Below are 23,512 nucleotides of genomic sequence, written 5' to 3' on the forward strand. Positions count from 1 at the left end.
GCCGTGTACCCACCACCCCCTTGAGGAGAGCCATGAGGAAACCACCCCGACGGTCCCTGCTCGCAACCGTGGCCACACTGGTCACCGGCATGGCGGGCGCCCTGCTGTCCGTCCTCGGCCCCGTCCCCGCCGCCCACGCCGCGGACACCGGTCTCCACGTCAGCAACGGGCGTGTGTACGAGGCCAACGGCAACGAGTTCGTGATGCGCGGCGTCAACCACGCGCACGCCTGGTACCCGGAGCGGACCAGCGCCATCTCCGACATCGCGGCCAAGGGCGCCAACACCGTCCGCGTGGTCCTGGGCAGCGGCGACCGGTGGACGAAGACCGGCGCGTCCGAGGTCTCCTCGATCATCGCCCAGTGCAAGGCCGCCAAGGTCATCTGCGTGCTGGAGGTGCACGACACCACCGGCTACGGCGAGGACTCCGCCGCCACGACGCTGGACAGGGCCGCCGACTACTGGATCGGCGCCAAGAGCGCCCTTCAGGGCCAGGAGGACTACGTCGTCGTCAACATCGGCAACGAACCGTTCGGCAACACCGGCTACGAGGGCTGGACTTCGGCCACGAAGAACGCCATCACCAAGCTCCGCGGCGCCGGGCTGCGGCACGCCCTGATGGTGGACGCCCCGAACTGGGGCCAGGACTGGTCCGGCACGATGCGGGACAACGCCGCTTCGGTGTTCGCCTCCGACCCGGACCGCAACACCGTCTTCTCCATCCACATGTACGGGGTCTACGACACGGCCACCGAGGTCCAGGACTACCTGAACCACTTCGTGAACAACAAACTGCCAGTCGTGGTCGGTGAGTTCGGGAACATGCACAGCGACGGGAACCCCGACGAGGACGCGATCATGGCCACGGCCCAGTCCCTGCGGCTCGGCTACCTCGGCTGGTCCTGGAGCGGCAACGGCAGCGGGGTCGAATACCTCGACCTGGTCAACGGCTTCGACCCGAACTCACTGACCAGCTGGGGCGACCGCCTCTTCAACGGCAGCAACGGCATCGTCGCCACCTCCGTGCGCGCCACGGTCTACGGCGGCGGCTCGACCGGCGGCGGCGACACCGGCACCGCCCCGAACGGCTACCCGTACTGCGCGAGCGCCTCGTCCGACCCCGACGGCGACGGCTGGGGCTGGGAGAACAGCCGCTCCTGCGTCGTCCGGGGCAGCGCGCCGGACACCGGCAGCGGGAACGGCGGCAGCACCGCGCCCAACGGCTACCCGTACTGCGCGAGCAGCTCGTCCGACCCCGACGGCGACGGCTGGGGCTGGGAGAACAGCCGCTCCTGCGTAGTCCGGGGCGGCTCGGCCGACCGCTGATCCCGCGCACACGCCGTTCCGTCCGGCAAGGACAGCGTGCCGGGCGGAACGGCACGGACCCGGCCCGTCACACTCCGTGACGGCCGCAGCGGGAATCGGGCCCGTGCGAACCGCCTCCCCGGGGCAAAGGGGGCAACCTGCGCCCGGAAGGTGATGGACCGGACGGATTCGGGAACCCGTTCCGAGGTCCGACTCCCTACGAAAGGCCCGGCTCCCATGACCACCGAACCGACCACCACGCTCGGCCCCGACAGCGACCTCACCGAGGTCTTCGAGCTCGCCCAGCAGCTGCGGGTGGACTCGGTGCGCGCCAGCACCTCGGCCGGCTCCGGGCACCCCACGTCCAGCCTGTCGGCCGCCGACCTGATGGCCGTCCTCATGACCCGCCATCTGCGCTACGACTGGGACGCCCCCGACGATCCGGCCGGCGACCACCTCGTCTTCTCCAAGGGCCACGCCTCGCCGCTCCTGTACGCCATGTTCAAGGCGGCCGGTGCCATCAGCGATGAGGAGCTGATGACGACGTACCGCCGCTTCGGCCACCGCCTCCAGGGCCACCCCACGCCCGAGCTGCCCTGGGTGGACGTGGCCACCGGCTCACTGGGACAGGGCATCGCCTACGGGGTCGGCATCGCGCTCGCCGGGCGGGACCTGGAGAAGCAGCCGTACCGGGTCTGGGTGCTGTGCGGGGACAGCGAGATGGCCGAGGGGTCCGTGTGGGAGGCCCTGGACAAGGCCGGCCAGCACAAGCTGGGCAACTTCACCGCGATCATCGACGTCAACCGCCTCGGGCAGTCCGGCCCGACCGAGCTCCAGTGGGACACCGACACCTACGCGCGCCGCGTCGAGGCGTTCGGCTGCCGCGCCCTCGTCGTCGACGGCCACGACCTGACCGAGATCGACCGCGCGCTGAAGACCGCGTCGGACGGCAGCGCCCCCACGGTGATCGTCGCGAAGACCGTCAAGGGGCGCGGGGTGAGCGAGGTCGCCGACAAGGAGGGCTGGCACGGCAAGCCGCTGCCGGAGGACCTGGCCGAGCGCGCGATCGAGGAACTGGGCGGTGTACGCGACCTGCGGGTGGAGGGCCCCCGGCCGCCGAAGGCCACGCCCGCCCCCGCGCACACCGGCGGCACCGTGGAGCTGCCGCGCTTCGAGAAGGGTGACGAGGTCGCCACCCGGGTCGCCTTCGGCAAGGCGCTGGTCGCGCTGGGCGTGCGGCCCGACGTCGTCGCCCTGGACGCGGAGGTCGGCAACTCCACGCACTCGGAGGACTTCAAGAAGGCGTACCCGGACCGCTTCTTCCAGACGTACATCGCGGAGCAGCAGATGGTCGCCGAGGCCGTCGGCATGGCCGTGCGCGGCTTCCGTCCGTACGCCACCACCTTCGCGGCGTTCCTCACCCGGGCGCACGACTTCATCCGCATGGCCGCCGTCTCGGACATCACGATGGCGCTGTGCGGCACCCACAGCGGCGTGGAGATCGGCGCGGACGGCCCCTCCCAGATGGGCGTCGAGGACCTGGCGATGATGCGCGCGGTGCGCGGCTCGACCGTCCTGTACCCGAGCGACGCCACGTCGGCGGCCGCCCTGACCGTGGCGATGGCCGACATCGACGGCATCTCGTATCTGCGCACCACGCGCGGCGCCTACCCGGTGCTGTACGGGGGCGATGAGGCGTTCCCCGTCGGCGGGTCCAAGACCCTGCGCCACGGCGACGACGACCAGGTCACCCTGGTCAGCGCCGGTGTCACGCTGCACGAGTGCCTGGCCGCCGCCGACCTGCTGGCCGAGCAGGGCGTACGGGCCCGGGTCGTCGACCTCTACTCGATCAAGCCGCTCGACACCGACACGCTTGCCCTGGCGGCCCGGGAGACCGGCGCCCTGGTCGTCGTGGAGGACCACCACCCCGAGGGCGGCATCGGCGAGGCGGTGCTGTCCTCGCTCGCGGAGTCCGGCGTCCACCCGGCCTTCGCGCACCTGGCCGGGAGCAACCTGCCCGGGTCCGGTACGACGAGCGAGCTCCTCGATGCGGCGGGGATCTCCCGTACGCACATCGCGGACGCGGCGCGGAGCCTGGTCAAGCAGGGCGGCGCATCTCGGCGGTGACCGCCCAGCGTTCGTGGTCCCGCCAGGCGCCGTCGATGTGCAGGAAGTCCGGCGAGAAGCCTTCGAGGCGGAAGCCCGCCCGGCGCACCAGGGCAAGTGAACCCGCGTTGTCCGGCTGGATGTTGGCCTCCAGCCGGTGGAGCCCGAGCGGGCCGAGGGCATGGTCCAGGACGAGGTCCATGCCCTCGCTCATGAGGCCGCGCCCGGCCGCGTGGGCGAAGACTCCGTAGCCGAGCGCACCGCAGCGGAAGGCACCGGCGACGATGTTGTTGATGTTGATGAACCCGGCGATCGCGCCGTCGCCGGGTCCGCCCACCGGGTCACGCTCGCACACGAGGAAGCCCGCCCGCGTGGGATCGTCGATGAGCGCACCCGCGTAGGCGGCGTACGCCTCGGGGGTGGTGGGCGGGAACAGCCAGGGCCGGTGCACGGCGGCGCTCTCCCGGGCCCGTGCGGTGAACTCGTCGGCGTCGCCGAGCGTGAAGGGGCGGATCGCGGTGCGCGGTCCCTCGGACAGGTAGAGGGTGTCGGACATCGTTCCAGCGTAGAACGGCCGTGCGGCCGGGGCTTGTCGGCCCCGGCCGCACGGCCGTCGCGCGGTGCCCCTACTTGGGCCGCCGGCGGAAGACGTACGCGCCGCAGGCCATGCCTGCCACGAACATCACGATCAGCCACACGTAGAGCGGTGCCGTCACCAGCGGGACGATGAGGCGGACCTCGACGTCCTCGGTGTTCTCAGCGATGAAGACGACCGAGAGCACCGCGATGACGAGGACCAGGATGCGGCCCGGGGTGAAGGCCCCGCTGCCGCTCTTCCCGCTGCTCGACACGTGCTTCGGGCTCATGAGCAGCCCCCTTCCCGGCCCTGTACGGCCGTCGCCCCGGGGCTCCAGCATGGCGCCGCCCCCGTCCCCGGCGGCACAGATGTACGGCCATCCGGGTGACGGGGGCAGCGGAAGCGGCAGGTCAGAGCAGTGCGGGCACCTCGACCGTGAGGGTGGCCGGGCCGCCGTCCGCCGGGGCGTCGAGCACCGCCGGCACTCCGAGCGGGACGGTGAGCCCGGTGGGTCCGTGCCCGAAGCCCAGCTCCTCGACGACTGGAACGCCCAGCCCGCCGAGCCGGTCCGCGAGCACCGCCCGCACCTTCTCGTACGGCCCGCAACCCGCCCAGGACCCGCAGGCGACCCCGGCGACGCCGTCGAGCGCGCCGGCCCGCAGCAGCTGGGTGAGGATGCGGTCGAGGCTGTACGGGTCCTCGGTGGTGTCCTCGATGACGAGCAGCCCGCCCCTGGTCGAGGTGCGGCCGTGCGGGGTTCCCAGGTCGGCGGCGAGCAGGCTGACACAGCCGCCGTACGTGATGCCGCGCGCCCGGCCCGGCACCAGCGCCCGCGCCTCCTCCAGGCCCAGGGTCGGCTGCGTCTCCGGCTCGAACAGGGTGGCCCGCAGGGACTCCTGGGTGCGCGGGTCCTTGAGGAAGGTCTCGGTCCCCACCATGGGCCCGTGCAGGGTGGCGAACCCGGCCCGCAGCGCGAACGCCTCGTGGAGCACGGTGATGTCGCTGTAGCCGACGAACACCTTGGGCCCGGCGGCCCGCACCGCCGCCCAGTCCACCAGGTCGACCATGCGGTGTGCCCCGTACCCGCCGCGCGCGCAGATCACCGCGTCCACGGACGGGTCGCACCAGGCGTCCCGGAAGTCCCGGGCGCGCGCCCCGTCCGCACCGGCGAGGTAGTCCAACTCCCGGTGCACATCGCGCACATGGGGCATCGGTACGGGGTCGAGGCCCCAGCCGCGCAGGATGTCGAGGCCCGGTTCGAGCCGGTCGGCGGGGACGGGTCCGCTCGGGGAGACCACGGCGACCCGGGCCCCCGGCCGCAGCCGGGAGGGCCGGGTCAGCGGGGCGAGGGTCACTTCTTCAGCTCCAGGGCCGGGACGTCCGGCCTGTCGAAGCCGAACACCTGGGCGTACAGGGAGAGTTCCGACTCCAGCGCGTCGATCATCGTGTCGGCGCGGCGGAAGCCGTGTCCCTCCCCCGCGTAGGTGCGGTACGCGTGCGGGATGCCGCGCCCCTCGACGGCGGCCAGGAAGCGCTCGCACTGCACGGGCGGGCAGATGGGGTCGTCCTCGCCCTGGAGCAGCAGGAACGGCGTGGTGAGCCGGTCGGTGCGGGTGACCGGGGAGCGTTCGCGGTAGCGCTCGGGGACCTCGGCGAGGGGGCCGACCAGCGATTCCAGGTAGCGGGACTCGAAGTCGTGGGTCTCGTCGGTGCCCCAGCCGGCCAGGTCGAGGATGGGGTAGATGATGGTGCCGCAGGCGTAGACACCGGTGCCGGTCAGGGACGCGGCGCTGGTCCAGCCGCCGGCGCTGCCGCCCCGGACGGCGAGCCGGTCCGGGTCGGCGGTGCCCTCGGCGGCGAGCGCCCCGGCGACGGCCGCGCAGTCCTCCACGTCGACGATGCCCCACTGCTCGCGCAGCCGGTTGCGGTACTCGCGGCCGTAGCCGGCGGAGCCGCCGTAGTTCACCTCGGCGACGCCGATGCCGCGTGAGGTGAAGTACGCGACCTCCAGGTCCAGGACGAGCGCGGCGTGGCCGGTGGGCCCGCCGTGCGCCCACACCACGTAGGGCGGCAGTTCGCCCTCGGGGCCGGTGTGCCCGGGGTTGCGCGGCGGGTAGATCTGGGCGTGGATCTCGCGTCCGCCGGGCCCGGTGAAGGTGCGCAGGACGGGTTGCGGGTAGTACGCGGGGTCGACTGCGTCCTCGTGCGGGGTGCCGATGATCCGGGTGTGCCCGGTGGCGGTGTCCAGCTCCACGATCTCGTAGCCGCTGTGCGGGCTCGCGGCGACGCCGGTGACGCGGCTGCCCCGGACGGTGAGGTTGGGCGCCCACTCGGTCCAGGGGCCCGCGATGTCGACGAGGTCGCAGGTCTCCGGGTCGAGGATGCCGAGGGTGGTGGTGCCGGTGCCGTGGAGGGTGGCGATCAGCCCGTTCTCCAGAGGGCGGAACCAGGCGAGACCGATCTTCCACAGCGGTCCGGCGAACTCCTCGTCGCGCGGGCAGAGATTTTCGGTCTCCCCGGTGTCCGGGTCGAGCCGGCACAGGTTCCACCAGCCGCTGCGGTCGCTCGCCAGGAGGAGCCGCCCGTCGGCGGTCCACTGGATCTGCGGCACGGACTCGTCGGGGCCGCCGGCGACGACGCGCGGGTCGCGGAAGGTGCCGTCGTCCGCGATGCCGGCGACCAGCACCTCGGTGCCGTCCCACGGCATGCGCGGGTGGTCCCAGCCGATCCAGGCGGCGCGGCACCCGTCCGGCGAAACCTCGGGTGCGGTGACGAACCGGTGCCGCTCGCCGGTGAGTTCGCGTACGGCCGAGCGGTCGTCGGCCGCCGATCCGTCCAGCGGTACGGCGGCGAGGACCCGGCGCAGGTCGGAGGGCGCGTCGCCGGTGAACTCCTCCAGCACGCACCAGACCTCGCCCGCCGCGCCCCGGGCGGGGTGCAGGCGCGGGTCGGCCCAGCGCAGTCCGCCGCCGACGGAGGAGACGGGGGTGAGCGGCCAGGGGTCGCGGTCGCCGTCGGGTTCGTACGCGTACAGCCGCTGGTCGTCGAAGTGGACGAAGACGATCAGCGGACCGCCCTGTGCGCGCTCGGTGCCGGCCCAGGGCTGTCCGCCGTACTCGATGACGCGGCTGCGGACGTTCCAGGGGGCGGGCAGCTCGGTGGTGGTGCCGTCGGCGGTGTGGCGGACGAGGGCGCGCCGGCCGGCCTCGGCGGGGCGCGGCGCGGTCCACCACAGCTCGTCGCCGACCGCGCCCGCGTATTCGGGGCGGCCGTCGTGGGAGGCGGCGAGGGCGGCGTCGATCGGCGAGGGCCAGCTGCCGTGGGGCTGTGTGGTGGCCATGGGTGTCGGTCTCCCCCTAGTGGTTCAGGCGGTGCGCAGGTAGTGGTCCAGGACTCGGACGCCGAAGTGCAGCGCGTCGACGGGGACGCGCTCGTCCACGCCGTGGAAGAGGGCCTGGTAGTCGAAGCCGACGGGCAGCTTCAGCGGCGAGAAGCCGTAGCCGGTGATGCCGAGCCGGGAGAACTGCTTGGCGTCGGTACCGCCGGACATGCAGTACGGCACGACGTGCGCGTCCGGGTCGAACCGCTCGATGGCGGCGCGGAGTTTGCCGTACGTGGGTGAGTCGACGGGGGCCTGGAGGGCGACCTCGCGGTGGGCGAACTCCCAGTCGACACAGGGTCCGGTGAGCCGGTCCAGGGTGGCGTGGAACTCCTCGTCGCCGCCGGGCACGGTCCGGCCGTCGATGTGGGCGGTGGCGTGGCCCGGGATGACGTTGACCTTGTAACCGGCGTCCAGCATCGTCGGGTTGGAGCTGTTGCGGACGGTCGGGGCGACGAGTGCGGCGGCCGGCCCCATCTTGCCGAGGAGTTCGTCGACGTCGAAGCCCGGGGCGTCGAGGTCGGGGTGGATGCCGTGCAGCGCGGCGATCTCGGCGAGTGCGGCGCGGACCGTGGGGGTGAGCCGGACGGGCCACTCGTACTCGCCGATGCGGGTGACGGCGGCGGCGAGCGCGGTGACGGCGTTGGCGCGGTTGACCTTGGAGCCGTGGCCTGCCTTGCCGTGGGCGGTCAGCTTCAGCCATCCGGTGCCGCGTTCGCCGGCCCCGATGGGGTACAGCGGCATGTTCGGCCCGGCGTGGAACGTGAAGGCGCCGGACTCGCTGATGCCCTCCGTACACCCCTCGAAGAGAGCGGCGTGCCGATCGGCGAGGAACCCGGCACCGTCGGCGGCGCTGGCCTCCTCGTCGGCGGTGTAGGCGATGACGATGTCGCGGCGTGGGCGGATGCCGGCGCGGGCCCAGAACCGGACGACGGCCAGGACCATCGCGTCCATGTTCTTCATGTCGATGGCGCCGCGTCCCCACACCTCGCCGTCCCGGATCTCGCCGGAGAAGGGGTGCACGGTCCAGTCGGCGGCCTCGGCGGGCACCACGTCCAGATGGCCGTGGACCAGGAGCGCGGGGGCGGACGGGTCGGTGCCGGGGATGCGGGCGACGACGTTGGTGCGGCCGGGGGTGCGTTCCAGGAGCGCGGGTTCGAGGCCGGTGGCGGCGAGGCGCTCGGCGACGTACTCGGCGGCGGGGCGTTCGCGGCAGTCACCGCCACCCCGGTTGGTGGTGTCGATGCGGATCAGTTCGGAGGTGAACGTCACCGATTCGTCGAGCGCGAGGGCGTCGACGGAGTCCTGGGGGGCGGTCGCCTCAGCCATACTGCTCCTCCACGGCGGACGAGACGATCGTCGTCACCGCCTTGAACGTGCGGATACCTTCGTACATCGTCGCGCTGGTGTAGGAGACCCGCCTCTCGCCGCTCGGCGCGACGCCGGGCACGACGGTGGCCGCCGCGGCCAGGTGTTCGGCGTCGAACTCCAGCTCCACGTTGAACGGGCCGCCCTCCACCGGCGTGTACCGGCCGGCCAGGGACACGGCCCCGGCGGCGGCCGCCCGGATGTCGGCGGCGGTCCGGGCGGGGGTGCGGCAGACGGCGGCGTAGCGCGACACGTAGTCCTTGACGGCCACCTTCGCCGCGTCGGGGGCGTATCCCTCGGCGTCCACGCAGGTCAGGTCGTCGCCGGTGACGAGGACGACGGGGACCCCGTACTCGGCGGCGACGTGGGCGTTGAGCAGTCCCTCGCTCGCCCGGACGCCGTCCAGCCAGACGCCGGTGATGGAGTTGGCGAGGTACGTGTGGGCCAGGACGCCCTCCGTGCCGGCGCCGGTGTGGTAGCCGACGAACGCGACCGCGTCGACGTCACCGTGCTGGATGCCCTCGACCATGCTGAGCGACTTGTGCTTGCCGGTGAGCATCTGGACGCGCTCGTCCATGCGCTCGAGCAGCAGGTTGCGCATGGTCCAGTGGGCCTCGTTGATCAGCACCTCGTCCGCTCCCCCGTCGAAGAAGCCGAGGGCTGCGGCGTTGACGTCGGAGGTGAACAGGGAGCGGCACCGCTCCCACTGCGGCGTGCCGGGCAGCACGTCGGCCGGCCAGGTCACGCCGGTGGCGCCTTCCATGTCGGCGCTGACGAGGATCTTCATGCGGCCACACGGTACGCGCCGATGAACGCGCAGGCCAGGGGTGCCGGACACGCCACAGGTCCATTCCAATGGTGTCCCCGGCGGCCGTGCGGGCCGCCGGGGACCACCGGGGCGTCAGCCGTTCTTGGCGCCCTTCAGGAGCTGCTCGATGCGGGCGAGTTCCTCGTCGGTGAAGTCCAGGCTGCGGACCGTCTCGACGTTGTTCTCCAGCTGGGCGACGCTGCTCGCGCCGACCACGGCGGAGGTGACGCGCCCGCCGCGCAGCACCCAGGCCAGGGCCAGCTGGGCGAGCGACTGGCCGCGCGCGGCGGCGAGTTCGTTGAGTTCGCGCAGCCGTGTCACCAGGTCCGGGGTGACCGCCTCGGCCGACAGGAAGGGGCTGTTCCCCGCGGCGCGGGAGCCCTCCGGGATGCCGTCGAGGTAGCGGTCGGAGAGGATGCCCTGCTCCAGCGGGGAGTAGGCGATGGAGCCGACGCCCAGCTCGTCCAGGGCGGTGAGCAGTCCGTCCTCGGGGCGGCGGTCGAGCATCGAGTAGCGCGGCTGGTGGATCAGGAGCGGGGTGCCGAGCTCCTTCAGGATGCGGGCGGCCTCGCGGGTCTGCTCGGGTGAGTAGTTGGAGACGCCGACGTACAGCGCCTTGCCCTGTCGTACGGCCGCGTCGAGGGCGCCCATGGTCTCTTCGAGCGGGGTCTCGGGGTCGGGCCGGTGGGAGTAGAAGATGTCGACGTAGTCCAGGCCGAGCCGGGTCAGGCTCTGGTCCAGCGACGACAGCAGGTTCTTGCGCGAACCCCACTCGCCGTACGGGCCGTCCCACATCAGGTAGCCGGCCTTGGTGGAGACGATGATCTCGTCCCGGTGCGCGGCGAAGTCCGTGGCGAGCGCCCGGCCCATCGCGGTCTCGGCGGAGCCGGGCGGCGGGCCGTAGTTGTTGGCCAGGTCGAAGTGGGTGATGCCGAGGTCGAAGGCGCGGCGCAGGATGTCGCCCTGGGTCTGCGGCGTCCGGTCCCCGCCGAAGTTGTGCCACAGGCCGAGCGACAGGGCGGGCAGCTTCAGGCCGCTGCGCCCGGTGCGCCGGTAGGGCATGTTCTCGTAGCGGTCGGCGGACGGGATGTACATGCGGGGCTCCACGGGAGAGGTGTTCCGGCCATGACCGGCGGGACACCCCCAGGCTCGCGCACTTCGATCCAGCAGTCCAACAGGAGATTCCGCTTGGATTCAGGGCCTAGAGTTCTCAATCATGGAGTTGCGCCAGCTGGAACATTTCGTGGCCGTCGCCGAGGAACGGCATTTCACCCGGGCGGCCGAGCGGGTCGCCGTGTCGCAGTCCGGCCTGTCCGCCTCCGTGCGGGCGCTGGAGCAGGAGCTGCGGACACCGCTGTTCAGCCGGACCACGCGCAGCGTACGGCTGACCGAGGCCGGGCGCGCCCTGCTGGTCGAGGCGGAGCGCACGCTGGCCGGGGTGCGGGCCGCGAAGGAGGCCGTCGACGCGGTACGGGGGCTGCTGCGCGGGACCCTGTCGGTGGGCGTGGAGCAGTGTGTGGCCGGGCTGCGGTTGCCCCGGCTGCTCGCCGCCTTTCACCGCGCCCACCCGCACATGGAGATCCGGCTGCGCCAGGAGGGCACGGCGAAGCTGGTGGACGGTGTGGCGGGCGGCCGGCTGGACATCGCGTTCGCCGCGACGGTGGACCGGGCCGGGTGGCGCGGGGAGCTGGTCCCGCTGGCCCGGGAGCCGATGGTGCTGCTGTGCGCGCCGGGGCACCGGCTGGCGGCGGCGGACCGGGCCGGCTGGGCGGAGCTGGCCGGAGAGCCGTTCATCGACTTCCACCCGGACTTCGGGCCGCGCCGCGCGGCCGACGCGGCGTTCACGGCGGCCGGGGTGCGGCGCACGGTGGCGCTGGAGGTGACCGACGTCCACAGCCTGCTGGAGCTCGTGCACGAGCAGCTGGGCATCGCGCTCGTCCCGCACCACTTCTCCCGCAAGCCCGAGGCGCGGGGACTGACGGCGGTGCGGCCGGCCGGGGCGGAGGAGACGTACTACGAGAGCGCCGTGGTGCTCCCCGAGGCGCGGGCGCTGAGCCCGGGCGCGCGGGCCCTGATGGCGCTGCTGCGCGACGACTCGGGGAGCTGAGGCCGGGGCTCACCGCCCTGGACGAGCTGGGCGTCGGCTCCATCGCCTACTCCTCGCTGGAGCAGGGCACCCTCTCGGCGGGGAGCACCCCCGGCGCCCGGTTTCAGCCCGCCGCCAGCACGAACCACCTCGCCGGGAGGTCGATCCGCGTGCCGTCGGACAGGTTCTCCGTCTGCGGCAGGACCGTGTCGCCGCTGTCCAGGACGGTGAGCCCGGCCGCCGCGAGCAGCCGCGGGACCTCTTCGTCGGTGGCGCTCGCCGGTTTGAGCCCGTGCGCGAAGACCCGGCGCAGCTTCGGCCCCGGCCCGCCCGGGCCCTGCGAGGCCTGTTGCAGCACGTCCTTCGAGGCGGGGGTCAGCTCGGTGACGAAGGCCCGGCCGCGTTCGCCCAGGAGCGTGGCGACGGCCCGGGCGACGGCCGGCCGGGCCTCGGGGTCGCTCTGGTGGATCACCGCGCGCATGTAGACGTTCGTGTCCCCGGTGCGCTCGTGCAGGGCGCGCACGGCGTCGGCGTCGGTGAGGTCGACCCGTTCGAACTCGGCGACCTGTCCGGTGTCCGCCTTCCGGGCGTGCTCGATCGCCGCGTACGAGAGGTCCACCCCGATCGCACGGGGGAAGAGGGTCGCCAGGTGGCGGGTCTGCGTGCCGTTGCCGCAGCCGAGGTCGACGACGGGCAGCGTGGCATCGGCGTGCGGCAGGAGCAGCCGGCTGTGCGGTACGGCGCTCAGCCCCGGCTCCGCGTCCCAGATGGCCTCGCCGGGTTCGTCCGACGTGGCCGCCCAGTACCCTTCCCACGCCTCGCGGTATTGCTGTGACACACCCATGCGTACTCCCAAGTCCCTTGGTCCAGGCTCTTCTTGCTCAGCCAGGGACTACTGCCCAGAGGTGTCCCGGGGCAAGGGTGCGGACACAAACTCCTCAGCGACGAAGGCTGTTGGCCCGGGGACGGGGAACGCGGGAGAGGGCCAGCTCGAACCAGACGGTCTTGCCGCGCGCGGTGCCGCTGGTGCCCCACTCCTTGGCGAGGCTGCTCACCACCATGAGGCCCCGGCCGAACTCGTCGCTCTCGGTGACCCCGAGGAGCGAGGCGGGCGCGGGCTCGTCGTCGGCGACCTCGCACAGCAGCGCGTCCGTACGGACCAGCCGGAGCCCGATGTGGTGGGTCCGGCCGTGCTTGAAGGCGTTGGTCACCAGCTCGCTGACCATCAGCTCGGCGGCCTCCACGGCGTCCGGCAGCTCCCAGTCGAGCAGCTTGCCGCGCACCAGGCGGCGGGCCCGGGCGACCTCGCGGGGGTCGAGGGCGAGCTGCCACTCGGCGACGTCCTCGTCCCCGATCCCGTTCAGCCGGGCCATCAGCAGCGCGACGTCGTCCTTGCGGCCGCCGCCGGTGTTGAGAGCGCGGATGATGGTGTCGCAGGCGTCGTCCATCGACGCGGCGGGGTGCGCGGCGGACGCGCAGAGCGCGGCGAGCCCGGCACCGATGTCCTGGCCGCGCACCTCCACCAGGCCGTCCGTGCACAGGACGAGACGGTCGCCGGGGCGGACCCGCACGGTGGCGGTCTCGAAGGCGACACCGCCGACGCCGATGGGCGCCCCGGTCGGCAGGTCGAGCAGTTCGGCACGGCCGTCCTCGGCGCGGACCAGCACGGGCGGGATGTGGCCGGCGTTGGCGATCTGGAGCTCGCCCGCGATGGGGTCGTACACCGCGTACAGGCAGGTCGCGAGGTACTGCTCCCCGAGCCGCTGCGCCAGGTCGTCGAGGTTGCGCAGGAGCTGGGCCGGCGGCATCTCCACGGTCGCCATCGTCAGTACGGCGGTACGCAACTGGCCCATCATCGCCGCAGAGTTGAGGCCGTGGCCCATGACGTCGCCGACGACCAACGCGGTACGCGAGCCGGGGAGCTTCACCGAGTCGAACCAGTCGCCGCCGATCCGGCCGAGCCGGGTGCCGGGCAGATAGCGGGTGGCGATGTCGCAACCGGCCATGCGGGGCTCGACCTTGGGCAGCATGCTGTCCTGGAGCGTCTCGGCGACGTTCTCCTGGTACGTGTACATGCGGGCGTTGTCCAGGACGAGCCCGGCCCTCGCGGCGAGTTCGGCGCCGGTGGTGCGGTCCATGCCGTCGAACTGCTCGCGGCCGGGGCGGCGCATCAGGACCATGAAGCCGAGGACCACGTCACGGGCCTTGAGCGGCACGATGAGCAGCGAGCGGTCGGTGATCAGGGGTCGCAGGTCGCGCTTCTCGAACTCGCCCGAGATGCGGTTGCTCAGCTCCGGGCTCACATGGGGGACGACGACGGGCTCGCCGGTGACCATGCACTGGAAGAACGGGGTGTGTTCGGGGAAGGCGATGGCCTCGCCGACGGGCACGGTGTCGTCCCAGCGGCCCGGCTCGTCGTTGTGCTCGACCCAGACGCGGTGCCAGATGGTGGTGACGTCGGGCGGCCCGTCGGGGAAGCCCTCACCGGCGAGGACGGCGGCGCGCAGGTGCGTACCGGCGAAGTCGGCGAAGCGGGGCACGGCGGCGCTGGTGACTTCACGGATGGTGCGTTCGAGGTCGAGGGAGGTGCCGATGCGGCCGCTCACCTCGTTGAGGAACTCCAGCCGCTCGCGGACCGCCGCGTATTCCAGGTCCAGTTCCGGGCGGGGTACGACGCGCTGCGGGACCACCGCCTCTTCCGGGCCGTACCGCTCCTCGCGCACCGACGGCCCACCGGCGCGCTTCGGCACACCCCAGTCCGGGGTGACGGGGATGCGGTCGTGGTGGCTGAACTCCAGTACGGGGTAGCCCAGTTCGAGGACCTGGGCGACGATCCTGGTGGCTTCCTGGACGCTCATGTTCGGCAGGATCTCCGGCAGCCGCGCGGACAGCTCCACATGGCCCGGGAAGTCGGTGTGCCGGGCGAAGCCGGGGGCGACCGTACGGGCCGTGCCGTCCTCGCCGTCCGCCGCGTCGCGCAGATGGGTGCGGTCGGCGGCGAGCACCAGCAGCCGCTCCGGTCCGGGGCCGACGAGCGGGTAGGCCCACCACAGCACGTCGACCCGGCCGCGCCCCGGCTCGTCGACCCGGGCCCGGCCCGCCGCCGGGTAGTCGAAGTCCCCGCTGAGCGAGCTGTCCAGCGTGGGGCCCTGCTCGGCGTACGCCCCGCCGTTTCCGGCCAGCACACCGGCAACCGGCAGCAGTTCACCGGCCGGGCAGCCCACCGCCTCCTCGCGTGGGACGCCGAAGAGCCTTCTCGCACCGGACGACCAGTGCGAGACGCGTCCCTCCGTGTCGACGACGGCCACGGCGAGCGGCACACGGCCCGCCGCGGCGTCACGCTGCTGTGGTGTCCTCTGCGGCGGCACACCGAGGTCCATGAGGGGGAGGCTCCTTCCTCACCGCGACATTCCGCGGCACGTGACTCCACGGTACGGGGCCGTGACCGGCGTCCGCGGGTCATCGGCGGAATCGCCCCCGAGGGTGGTGCGCCCCGCGCGTCCGGGGGCGCAACCCCGCTTCACGGCCCGGGTGTTCAGTCCTCGTGCCCGAGCTGGAGGTCCCGTTCGGTGCGTCCGCCGCCCGCGACCTGGAGAACGGTGGCGACGGGCGGGTAGCCGGCCGCGATCACGGTGTACTCGCCGGTGGACAGGTCCACGAAGCGGAAAGCCCCGTCCGGCCCGGTGGTCACGGTGTCGACGACGTTTCCGGCCGCGTCCAGGAGTGTGACCCGGGCGTCCTCGACGGGCCGCCCGGCACTGGCCCTTACGACACCGCGCAGCACGGCGCCGCCGGCCAGCTCGATGTCCTGCCGGGTCTCCCTGGCCGCCTGCACGCTGACCGGCAGCGCGGCGGGCCGGAACGCCGGGGCGGAGGCGGCGAGGGTGTACTCGCCGGCGACCAGTTCCGTGATCACGTAGCCGCCCTCGCGGCCGCTGCGCGTGGAGGCGACGACTTCGCCGCGTACGTCGGTGAGGGTGACTGCCGCGTCCCGTACGGGCGCCCCGTCCGCGGTGACGACGGTGCCGGCGAGCCGGCCGGCGCCGCCGAGCACGACGTCCAGCTCGACGGGGCGTTCGCCGACGGTGACGCTGACGGCCTGCGGCTGGTGGCCCCCGGCGGCGGCGATGAGGACGTACGAACCGGCGCCCGGCACGCTGAGCGCGTACCGCCCCTCCTCGCCGCTGGCGCCCCGGCCGACCTGCCGGCCCTGGACGTCGATGAGGGTGAGGGCGGCGCGCGGCACCTTCGTACCGTCGGGGTGCTGGACGCTGCCGGAGACGGGGACGCCGGAGAGGTAGCCGTCGGAGGGGATGCCCGCGTCGGTGCGGGCGGTCGGGATCGCGGCGGTCTCGGCGGTGGTTCCGGGGCCTGCGGCGGTTTCGGGGCTGTGGGACACCAGCGGTTTCTCCTTGAGGAAGAAGGCGAAGAACAGGCCGAGCACGAGGACCGGCACGAGGTAGAGGAAGATCCGGGGCATCGCGTCGGCGTACGCCTGGATGTACGCGTCCCGCAGCGCGGGCTCCATCGCGTGCACCAGCTGCGGGCTGATCGACTCCGGGTCGGGGAGGTCCGCCCCGGAGGGAAGCCGGACGGCGAGCGCGTCGGCGAGCCGCCCGGCGAAGAGGGTGCCGAAGACGGCGGCGCCTACGCTGCCGCCGATCTGCCGGAAGTAGTTGTTGGCGCTGGTGGCGGTGCCCAGGTCGGCGGGGCGCACGGAGTTCTGCACGGCGAGGACCAGCACCGGCATGATCAGCCCGATCCCGAGGCCGAGGACCGCCTGCGCGATGCTGTACTCGACGCGCGGGGTGTCGGTCCCCAGCCGGGACAGCAGCCACATGCCCACCGCCGAGATCGCGCTGCCCGCGATCGGGTAGACGCGGTAGCGCCCGGTACGGGAGATGAGCTGGCCCGAGACGACGGAGGCGCCGACGATGCCGCCCATCATGGGGAGCATCAGCAGGCCGGACTCGGTGGCAGTGGCGCCGTCGACCATCTGGAGGAAGGTCGGCAGATAGCTGGCCGCGCCGAACAGCGCCACGCCGACGACCGCGCCGACCAGGGCGGTCACGTTGAAGATCGAGTCGCGGAACAGCCGCAGCGGGATGATCGGCTCCGGGGCGCGGCGCTCGACGAGGAGGAAGAGCAGAGTCGTTCCGGCAGCGCCCGCGCCCAGCCCCAGGATGGTGCCCGAGCCCCAGGCGTACTCCGTGCCGCCCCAGCTGGTCAGCAGCACCAGGCAGGTGGAGGCGGCGGCGAGGAGGGCGGCGCCGAGGATGTCGAGCCGGGGGCGGACGGTGGGCCGGGGGAGCTTGAGGACGACGGTGATCACGGCGAGGGTGACCAGGCCGAACGGCACGTTGATGTAGAAGCACCAGCGCCAGGAGGCGTGGTCGGTGAAGAAGCCGCCGAGCAGCGGCCCGGCCACCGAGGCGAGGCCGAAGGCGGCGCCGATGAGCCCCATGAACCGGCCGCGTTCGCGGGGCGGGACCACGTCCGCGATGATCGCCTGCACACCGATCATGAGCCCGCCGCCGCCGGCGCCCTGGATGGCCCGGAAGGCGATCAGCTGGTCCATGGTGCGCGACCAGCCGGCCAGCGCGGAGCCGACGACGAAGACGATGATCGCGAACTGGAAGACGCCCTTGCGCCCGAAGAGGTCGCCGAGCTTCCCGTAGACCGGCAGTCCGATCGTGGAGGCGAGCAGATAGGCGGTGACCGCCCAGGACATCTTCTCCAGGCCGTGCAGCTCACCGACGATCTTCGGGAGCGCGGTGGCCACGATCATCTGGTCGAGCGCCGCGAGCAGGAGCGTGAGCATCAGCCCGACGAAGACCAGCCGGATGCGCCGGGGATCCGTCGCCGTCCCGCCGTCCGGTTCGCCGGCGGCGGTCTCCTTCGCCGCGGGCGGCGGCGGGGGCGGGACGGTCGCGGGCGCCTCCTCGGCGCCCCCCGGGCCGCCCGGCTCGTCCTCCAACAGTGTGATGCCACCCACCACGTGCCGCTCCCCTCGTCGCGCTGCCGCACATTTCTCGCATCGCACGACAAGCGAGGGCAAACGCGACGGGGGGCGCCGACGGCGCACTCAGGGGGCGTATCCCCCGGTGGGAGGCACTACGGCGCACAACCGTCCGGCCGCAAAGACCACCCGAAACGGTGAGGCCGTGCGGCTTTGACGACCGGTCAGTTCTCGACCTCGGAGGCGAGGTTCGCCAGCAGCTCGTCGTAGATGCGGCCGAGACCCTTGGGCGCGAAGGTCCGCTCGAAGAAGCCGCCGATGCCCCCGGCGCCGTCCCAGACGGTCGTGACGACGGCCTTGGACCGGCCCTCGCCGGCGGGGGTGACGGTCCAGGTGGTGACCATCGAGGAGTTGCGGTCCTTCTCCACGAGCTGCCCGTCGGTCGGCTCGGTGACCTCCAGGAGGCAGTCGCGCACCCGCTTGCTGGTGGCCTGGAGCTTCCAGTGGACGAGGGTGCCCTCGCCGTCGCCGCCCTCGCGCACCTCGTACTCGCTGAAGTGGGCGGGCAGCACCTTGCCCCGGACGTCCTTGTAGTCGGCCAGCGCGTCGAACACCGCCTCCGCGTCCGCCGCGATGATCCGCTCCGTCGTGGCTTCGACCTGCGCCATGGCTGTTCCTCCAGCACTCGGTTGTTCGGGGTGTGCTGAGCCAATCACCTCGCGTGTCCCGCTCAAAATCCGGCCCGGGACGAAGGGTAAAAAACGATCAAGGGAACAAGTGTTCTATTCTCGGTCCGGAACTACCGAGGAGGCGTCCATGCGCTGGGACAATCTGGCCGAGAACAACGCCAACACCCCCACAAGCGGTGCGGGTGCGCTCTTCGCCGCCGACGCGGTGACGACCAGGACCTTCGACACCCCCGAATTCCGGGGCATCACCTTCCACGAGGTCCGGGCCCGTTCGATCGTGAACCGGGTGCCCGGGGCGTCCCGGATGCCGTTCGAATGGACGGTGAACCCGTACCGGGGCTGCTCGCACGCCTGCGTCTACTGCTTCGCCCGCAAGACCCACAGCTATCTCGACCTCGACACCGGGCTCGGCTTCGACTCGCAGATCGTCGTCAAGGTCAACGCCCCCGACCTGGTCCGCCGCGAGATCGCCTCGCCGCGCTGGCACGGCGCGCACATCGCGATGGGCACCAACGTCGACTGCTACCAGCGGGCCGAGGGCCGCTACCGGCTGATGCCCGGCATCCTGACCGCCCTGCGCGACCACGCGAACCCCTTCTCGATCCTGACGAAGGGCACGCTGATCCTGCGCGACCTGGAGCTGCTGCGGCAGGCGGCCGAGGTCACCGAGGTCGGCGTCTCGGTCTCGGTGGGCTTCGTCGACGCCGAGCTGTGGCGGACCGTGGAGCCGGGCACGCCCGCGCCGGAGCGCCGGCTCGACGTCGTACGGAGACTGAGCGAGGCCGGCATCGGCTGCGGAGTGCTGATGGCGCCCGTGATCCCGCACCTCGGGGACGGCCCCGAACAGCTGCGGGCCACCGTGCGCGCGATCGCCGCCGCCGGCGCGACCTCGGTGACCCCGCTCGTCCTGCATCTGCGCCCCGGCGCCCGCGAGTGGTTCATGGAGTGGCTGGGCCACCACCACCCGCACCTCGTACGGCGTTACGAGCGGCTGTACGCGGACGGCGCCTACGCACCGACCTGGTACCAGCGGCGCATCACCCGGTACGTGCACGAGCTGGCGGCCGAGTACGGCATCGGGCCCTCGCACCGGGGCACGGCCCGCAAGCTCCCCCGGCGGGAGACGCATCCACCGCTCGACGATTCGGAGCCCACCCAGCTGACCCTGCTCTGAGCGGGGCCCGCACGAGGCACGCAAACGGGTCATCTCTCACCACAACGGGTCCTTCCGGCGCCGATTGCGGGGAACATGCGGCGGGGGCTGCGTCCCGCGCAGCCGTGTTCCCCCATCACGGGAGGCCATATGACGAACCGTTCAGTCATGCTGCTCGCCGCCGGTGCGACGGTCGCCGGTCTGGTGACCGCCGCACCGGCCGCGGCGGACACCGCGGCGCCGCGCGCCACTCCGCTCGCCTGGAAGGACTGCGGGACGAAGTCGTCCCCGACCCTCCAGTGCGCGACGGTGCGCTCCCCGCTCGACCACGACGACCCGGCGGCCCGCGAGGTCGCCCTCGCGCTGACGCGGGTGCCGCACACCTCGAAGACCTTCCAGGGCCCGCTGCTCGTGAACCCGGGCGGCCCCGGCGGCAGCGGTCTGTCGATGGCCCCGTTCGTCGCCGCGTCGCTGCCGAAGGCGGTCGCCTCGCAGTACGACGTGATCGGTTTTGACCCGCGCGGCGTCGGGAAGAGCCGGCCGGCCCTGGACTGCCTGCCGGGGTACTTCGACCCGGTCCGCCCCGACCCGGTGCCGCAGTCCCTAGGGGGCGAGCGGGTCAACCGCAACCGGGCCCGCGACTTCGCGGCCGCCTGCGGCGAGAAGTACCCGGACCTGCTCCCGTACATGGACACGGTTAGCGCGGCCAAGGACCTGGACGTGATCCGGCGCGCGACCGGGGCGCGGCAGCTCAACTACCTCGGCTACTCCTACGGCACCTACCTCGGCGCGGTGTACGCGAAGCTGTTCCCGGACCGCGTCCGGCGCCTGGTGCTCGATTCGAACGTGGACCCCGAGGGCGTCTGGTACGAGGACAACATCACCCAGGACTACGCCTTCGACACCCGGCACAAGGCGTTCGCGGCCTGGGTCGCCAAGTACGACGCCACCTACCACCTGGGCGGTGACCCGGCGAAGGTCGAGGCCGCTTGGTACCGGATGCGGGACGCGGTGAAGAAGCGTCCCGCGGGCAAGAAGGTCGGCGCCGGCGAACTGGACGACACGTTCCTGCCGGGCGGCTACTACAACGGATACTGGCCGGTCCTGGCCGAGGCGTTCGCCGCCTACGTCAACGACAAGGACGAGAAGCCGCTCGTCGCGGCGTTCGAACGGTTCGGCGCGGTGGACGCGGACGGCGACAACGGCTACTCGGTCTACACGGCCGTCCAGTGCCGGGACGCCGACTGGCCGCGCGACTGGAACACCTGGCGCAACGACACCTGGCGGGTGCACACGAAGGCGCCGTTCATGGCCTGGGGCAACACCTGGTACAACGCCCCGTGCGCCGACTGGCCTGTGGAGCCGCTGAACCCGGTCCGGGTTTCGAACCACGCGCTGCCCCCGGCGCTCCTCTTCCAGGCTACGGACGACGCGGCCACCCCGTACGAGGGCGGCGTCACCCTGCACCGCAAGCTGCGCGGCTCCCGCCTGGTCGTCGAGCAGGGCGGCGGCAACCACGGCGTCACCCTGAGCGGCAACGCCTGTCTGGACCGCTACCTGACGGACTACCTCGCCAAGGGCACCGTGCCCCGCGCCGGCCGCGGCGAGGCGGACGCGGTCTGCGCGAAGACCCCCGACCCGAAGCCGGAGACCGCCAAGTCGGCCCGCCCGGCGGCGCGTCCGGACGGCGACCGGGGCAGCGTGCTGCACCGGCTGCTGGGGTTCCGGGGCTGAGAAAAGGCAGTGCCTCTCCCGGGGGCGTGCGCGAGGATGGCCGAGTGATCGATCAACCTGCCCCCGCGCACGCCCCGCTCCGTATGTCCGCGACATGACGCTCGCGGACTGCGAAGCCGTCGCGACGGTCCGGGTACGCGGCTGGCAGAGCGCCTACGCGGGACTCATGCCGCAGGCCCACTTGGACGCGATGGACATCGCCGAGGACGCGGCAGTCCGGCGCCGCCGTCTGACCTCGCGGAACGGCGTCGTCAACGTGGTCGCCGAGCGGCCGGGCGCCGGCGTCGTCGGCTGGGCGGCCCTCGGCCCGTACCGCGAGGAGGGACGCCGCCTCGCACGCGGCGAGCTGTACGCGATCTACGTCCTCCCGGAACAGACCGGAACCGGCGTGGGCCGCGCCCTGATGACCGAGGCCCTCGCACGCGCCACCGCGGCCGGACACCCGGACCTCGCCCTGTGGGTGCTGAAGGAGAACGCCCCGGCCCGCCGCTTCTACGAGCGCGCGGGCTTCCACGCGGACGGGGCCGAGGAGCCCTACGACGTGGACGGCGTCGCGGTACCGGAGGTGCGGTACGTGCGCGCGCTCTGTGCGAGCGACCAGTAACACTGAGTTCGTTTACATCGCCAACGCGGCGCCTGTACCACTCGCATATCTGTCCGTGTACGGTGGCCGTATGAAGGACGACGCCGGGCGCCACCTTTCCGATCCTCTCGTCACCGCGGCCGAGATCGCTCGGCTGGCAGGAGTCACGCGTGCCGCCGTATCCAATTGGCGTCGGCGTTACGACGACTTCCCCGCTCCGGCCACCGACAGCACCAGCAGCCCGCTTTTCGGCCTCTCGGAAGTACGTGCGTGGCTGGCCGCGCAGCGCAAGGGACAGGAGATGTCGGCCGAGGTACGTCTCTGGCAGCAGTTGCGCTCGGCGCACGGCGAGGACATGGTCACCGGACTGACCGCCGTGGCGGATCTGCTTTCGCAGCGGGGAAAGTCCGCGCCGGACAGCGCAGATTCGACGCTTCGCCCTCTCATCGACGAGCTCACAACGGACCAGTCGCCCGCCGATCTGCTCAACGACCTCACGGCACGCTACGTCGAGTCATCGGGCAGAGCAGGGTCTGACGGCATTACCTCACCGCAGCTCATCCGGGCCGTCCAGCACTTCGCCGGGCCGGCTGCGCGGGAACGCACGGTATACGACCCGGCGTGTGGGATCGGGTCCTTGCTGTTCGCCTTCGACGACCACTCGAGTGCCCTCGCGGGTCAGGATCTCGACCCCCTGCACGCACGCTACGCGCAGCTCCGTGCGGAAGTGACTGGTCTCACCGACGTCACCGTCCGCGAAGGGGACTCGCTCCGCTCGGACCAGATGCCGGATCTGAGAGCGGACCTCGTGGTGTGCGAACCCCCGGTGGGCGCTGCTGACTGGGGCAGGGAGGAACTCCTCCTGGACCCACGCTGGGAGTTCGGGGTGCCGTCACGGGCCGAGAGCGAACTGGCCTGGCTGCAGCACTGTTACCGCCACACCGAGCCGGGCGGCCAGGTGATCATCGTCATGCCCGCGTCGGTCGCCTACCGCAAGGCGGGCCGCAGGATCCGCGCCGAGATCGTGCGCCGTGGCCTGCTCAGCCAGGTGGTCGCACTTCCTCCCGGCATGGCCTCGGCCCACGCTCTGTCCGTTCACCTCTGGATCCTCCGGCGGCCGTCCGAGTCGGAAGACACGGTCGAATTCGTACAGATGACGGACCTGACCGACACCGACCCGCAAGGTCCCTTCGAACCGGCGAACAACCAGACGGCACAGGTCGCCCGGATCGATCTGCTCAACGACGCCGTGGACCTGACTCCAACCGCGTACATCTCCGCCCGGCACACGGACTTCACGGCGCGGTACGAGACCACGCGCTCGGAAATCAAGAGGCAACTTGAACGGCTCCTGGATTCTCTGCTACCGCCTCTGCCCGAAGGCACGGCGGGATCTCTCCGGGACAGGGCCATGGTCAGTGTGTCGGAGCTCGCGCGCGCCGGGCTGGTAGAGACGACGGAGAACGCGGCGGTGTCCACCAGCGAGCAACTGGATACCGACTATGTGAACGGCTTCCTGCGCAGCACCCACAACAACCGCCGTGCCACCAGTACCAGTGGCACGTTCCGCCTGGACACGCGCGGGTCCCGGATTCCGCAGATGGCCGTCGAGGAGCAGCGCCGTTACGGTGCGGCGTTCCGCGCCCTCACGGACTTCGAGGCGGGTGTGGGGCAACTGGCGGAGCTGACCAAGCAGGCCGCGTCCCTGGCTCGCGACGGCCTCACCAGCGGGGCCCTTCGCCCGCCGTCCGCCGAGAAGTCCTGAC

Annotated in this window: 18 protein-coding genes; 7 read left to right on the forward strand and 11 right to left on the reverse strand. The window is 72.3% G+C overall.

The features are described 5' to 3' along the window. Positions 1-32 precede the first annotated feature (32 nt). Entirely contained in the window at positions 33-1,325 is a 1,293-nt protein-coding gene (locus tag BLW14_RS04270) for a cellulase family glycosylhydrolase (RefSeq protein ID WP_093704462.1), read from the forward strand. A gap of 216 nt (positions 1,326-1,541) precedes the next feature. Further along, positions 1,542-3,431 carry a transketolase gene (locus BLW14_RS04275; RefSeq protein ID WP_093704464.1) on the forward strand — a complete coding sequence of 630 codons (1,890 nt, stop codon included), beginning with the start codon at positions 1,542-1,544 and terminating at the stop codon, positions 3,429-3,431. On the opposite strand, the gene BLW14_RS04280 is transcribed toward BLW14_RS04275, so the two are convergent. From BLW14_RS04280 to BLW14_RS04310, 7 genes are all read right to left on the reverse strand, one after another. After that, on the reverse strand, positions 3,403-3,966 hold the full coding sequence (locus tag BLW14_RS04280; protein ID WP_093704466.1) for a GNAT family N-acetyltransferase: 564 nt from the start codon (positions 3,964-3,966) through the stop codon (positions 3,403-3,405). The two genes, BLW14_RS04275 and BLW14_RS04280, sit on opposite strands and share 29 nt — an antisense overlap. Positions 3,967-4,036: 70 nt before the next feature. Continuing rightward, complete coding sequence (locus tag BLW14_RS04285; RefSeq protein ID WP_093704468.1) at positions 4,037-4,276, reverse strand: LapA family protein; 240 nt, start codon at positions 4,274-4,276, stop codon at positions 4,037-4,039. Between the two features lie 121 nt (positions 4,277-4,397). Further along, positions 4,398-5,342 carry a S66 peptidase family protein gene (locus BLW14_RS04290; RefSeq protein WP_093704470.1) on the reverse strand — a complete coding sequence of 315 codons (945 nt, stop codon included), beginning with the start codon at positions 5,340-5,342 and terminating at the stop codon, positions 4,398-4,400. Further along, on the reverse strand, positions 5,339-7,327 hold the full coding sequence (locus BLW14_RS04295) for an LpqB family beta-propeller domain-containing protein (RefSeq protein WP_093704472.1): 1,989 nt from the start codon (positions 7,325-7,327) through the stop codon (positions 5,339-5,341). The genes BLW14_RS04290 and BLW14_RS04295 overlap by 4 nt, the downstream gene beginning before the upstream one ends. 24 nt (positions 7,328-7,351) lie before the next feature. Continuing rightward, positions 7,352-8,695: a M20/M25/M40 family metallo-hydrolase gene (locus BLW14_RS04300; RefSeq protein ID WP_093704474.1), complete on the reverse strand. Its 1,344-nt coding sequence runs from the start codon at positions 8,693-8,695 to the stop codon at positions 7,352-7,354. After that, positions 8,688-9,521 (reverse strand): M55 family metallopeptidase, encoded by an 834-nt coding sequence (locus BLW14_RS04305; RefSeq protein ID WP_093704476.1) that lies wholly within the window; start codon positions 9,519-9,521, stop codon positions 8,688-8,690. The genes BLW14_RS04300 and BLW14_RS04305 overlap by 8 nt, the downstream gene beginning before the upstream one ends. 114 nt (positions 9,522-9,635) lie before the next feature. After that, positions 9,636-10,637 carry an aldo/keto reductase gene (locus BLW14_RS04310; RefSeq protein ID WP_093704478.1) on the reverse strand — a complete coding sequence of 334 codons (1,002 nt, stop codon included), beginning with the start codon at positions 10,635-10,637 and terminating at the stop codon, positions 9,636-9,638. Positions 10,638-10,758: 121 nt separating this feature from the next. Between BLW14_RS04310 and BLW14_RS04315 the strand changes: the two genes are divergently transcribed. Further along, positions 10,759-11,649 carry a LysR family transcriptional regulator gene (locus tag BLW14_RS04315; RefSeq protein WP_093704480.1) on the forward strand — a complete coding sequence of 297 codons (891 nt, stop codon included), beginning with the start codon at positions 10,759-10,761 and terminating at the stop codon, positions 11,647-11,649. Positions 11,650-11,752: 103 nt separating this feature from the next. On the opposite strand, the gene BLW14_RS04320 is transcribed toward BLW14_RS04315, so the two are convergent. From BLW14_RS04320 to BLW14_RS04335, 4 genes are all read right to left on the reverse strand, one after another. Next, positions 11,753-12,472 (reverse strand): class I SAM-dependent methyltransferase, encoded by a 720-nt coding sequence (locus BLW14_RS04320; RefSeq protein WP_093704482.1) that lies wholly within the window; start codon positions 12,470-12,472, stop codon positions 11,753-11,755. 94 nt (positions 12,473-12,566) lie between these two features. Further along, on the reverse strand, positions 12,567-15,008 hold the full coding sequence (locus tag BLW14_RS04325) for an ATP-binding SpoIIE family protein phosphatase (RefSeq protein WP_093704484.1): 2,442 nt from the start codon (positions 15,006-15,008) through the stop codon (positions 12,567-12,569). Positions 15,009-15,163: 155 nt separating this feature from the next. After that, positions 15,164-17,626, reverse strand: coding sequence for an MFS transporter (locus tag BLW14_RS04330; protein ID WP_093704486.1), 2,463 nt, complete (start codon positions 17,624-17,626; stop codon positions 15,164-15,166). Between the two features lie 185 nt (positions 17,627-17,811). Further along, complete coding sequence (locus tag BLW14_RS04335; protein WP_018519848.1) at positions 17,812-18,255, reverse strand: SRPBCC family protein; 444 nt, start codon at positions 18,253-18,255, stop codon at positions 17,812-17,814. 148 nt (positions 18,256-18,403) lie between these two features. Between BLW14_RS04335 and BLW14_RS04340 the strand changes: the two genes are divergently transcribed. From BLW14_RS04340 to BLW14_RS04355, 4 genes are all read left to right on the forward strand, one after another. After that, on the forward strand, positions 18,404-19,450 hold the full coding sequence (locus tag BLW14_RS04340; RefSeq protein WP_093704488.1) for an Rv2578c family radical SAM protein: 1,047 nt from the start codon (positions 18,404-18,406) through the stop codon (positions 19,448-19,450). 129 nt (positions 19,451-19,579) lie between these two features. Continuing rightward, complete coding sequence (locus BLW14_RS04345) at positions 19,580-21,163, forward strand: alpha/beta hydrolase (protein WP_093704489.1); 1,584 nt, start codon at positions 19,580-19,582, stop codon at positions 21,161-21,163. A gap of 94 nt (positions 21,164-21,257) precedes the next feature. Continuing rightward, positions 21,258-21,767: a GNAT family N-acetyltransferase gene (locus tag BLW14_RS04350; RefSeq protein ID WP_093704491.1), complete on the forward strand. Its 510-nt coding sequence runs from the start codon at positions 21,258-21,260 to the stop codon at positions 21,765-21,767. Positions 21,768-21,837: 70 nt separating this feature from the next. Continuing rightward, the gene (locus tag BLW14_RS04355) at positions 21,838-23,511 is read left to right on the forward strand and encodes an N-6 DNA methylase (RefSeq protein WP_093704493.1); all 1,674 of its coding nucleotides are present in this window, start codon (positions 21,838-21,840) and stop codon (positions 23,509-23,511) included. Position 23,512 lies beyond the last annotated feature (1 nt).

It is taken from the genome of Streptomyces sp. 2131.1, from assembly GCF_900105515.1.
Lineage (GTDB): Bacteria > Actinomycetota > Actinomycetes > Streptomycetales > Streptomycetaceae > Streptomyces > Streptomyces drozdowiczii.

Coding starts and splice junctions, on each gene's coding strand:
- BLW14_RS04270 (WP_093704462.1), top strand. CDS start 33: ATGAGGAAACCACCCCGACGGTCCCTGCTCGCAACCGTGGCCACACTG.
- BLW14_RS04275 (WP_093704464.1), top strand. CDS start 1,542: ATGACCACCGAACCGACCACCACGCTCGGCCCCGACAGCGACCTCACC.
- BLW14_RS04280 (WP_093704466.1), bottom strand. CDS start 3,966: ATGTCCGACACCCTCTACCTGTCCGAGGGACCGCGCACCGCGATCCGC.
- BLW14_RS04285 (WP_093704468.1), bottom strand. CDS start 4,276: ATGAGCCCGAAGCACGTGTCGAGCAGCGGGAAGAGCGGCAGCGGGGCC.
- BLW14_RS04295 (WP_093704472.1), bottom strand. CDS start 7,327: ATGGCCACCACACAGCCCCACGGCAGCTGGCCCTCGCCGATCGACGCC.
- BLW14_RS04300 (WP_093704474.1), bottom strand. CDS start 8,695: ATGGCTGAGGCGACCGCCCCCCAGGACTCCGTCGACGCCCTCGCGCTC.
- BLW14_RS04305 (WP_093704476.1), bottom strand. CDS start 9,521: ATGAAGATCCTCGTCAGCGCCGACATGGAAGGCGCCACCGGCGTGACC.
- BLW14_RS04310 (WP_093704478.1), bottom strand. CDS start 10,637: ATGTACATCCCGTCCGCCGACCGCTACGAGAACATGCCCTACCGGCGC.
- BLW14_RS04315 (WP_093704480.1), top strand. CDS start 10,759: ATGGAGTTGCGCCAGCTGGAACATTTCGTGGCCGTCGCCGAGGAACGG.
- BLW14_RS04320 (WP_093704482.1), bottom strand. CDS start 12,472: ATGGGTGTGTCACAGCAATACCGCGAGGCGTGGGAAGGGTACTGGGCG.
- BLW14_RS04325 (WP_093704484.1), bottom strand. CDS start 15,008: ATGGACCTCGGTGTGCCGCCGCAGAGGACACCACAGCAGCGTGACGCC.
- BLW14_RS04335 (WP_018519848.1), bottom strand. CDS start 18,255: ATGGCGCAGGTCGAAGCCACGACGGAGCGGATCATCGCGGCGGACGCG.
- BLW14_RS04340 (WP_093704488.1), top strand. CDS start 18,404: ATGCGCTGGGACAATCTGGCCGAGAACAACGCCAACACCCCCACAAGC.
- BLW14_RS04345 (WP_093704489.1), top strand. CDS start 19,580: ATGACGAACCGTTCAGTCATGCTGCTCGCCGCCGGTGCGACGGTCGCC.
- BLW14_RS04350 (WP_093704491.1), top strand. CDS start 21,258: ATGACGCTCGCGGACTGCGAAGCCGTCGCGACGGTCCGGGTACGCGGC.
- BLW14_RS04355 (WP_093704493.1), top strand. CDS start 21,838: ATGAAGGACGACGCCGGGCGCCACCTTTCCGATCCTCTCGTCACCGCG.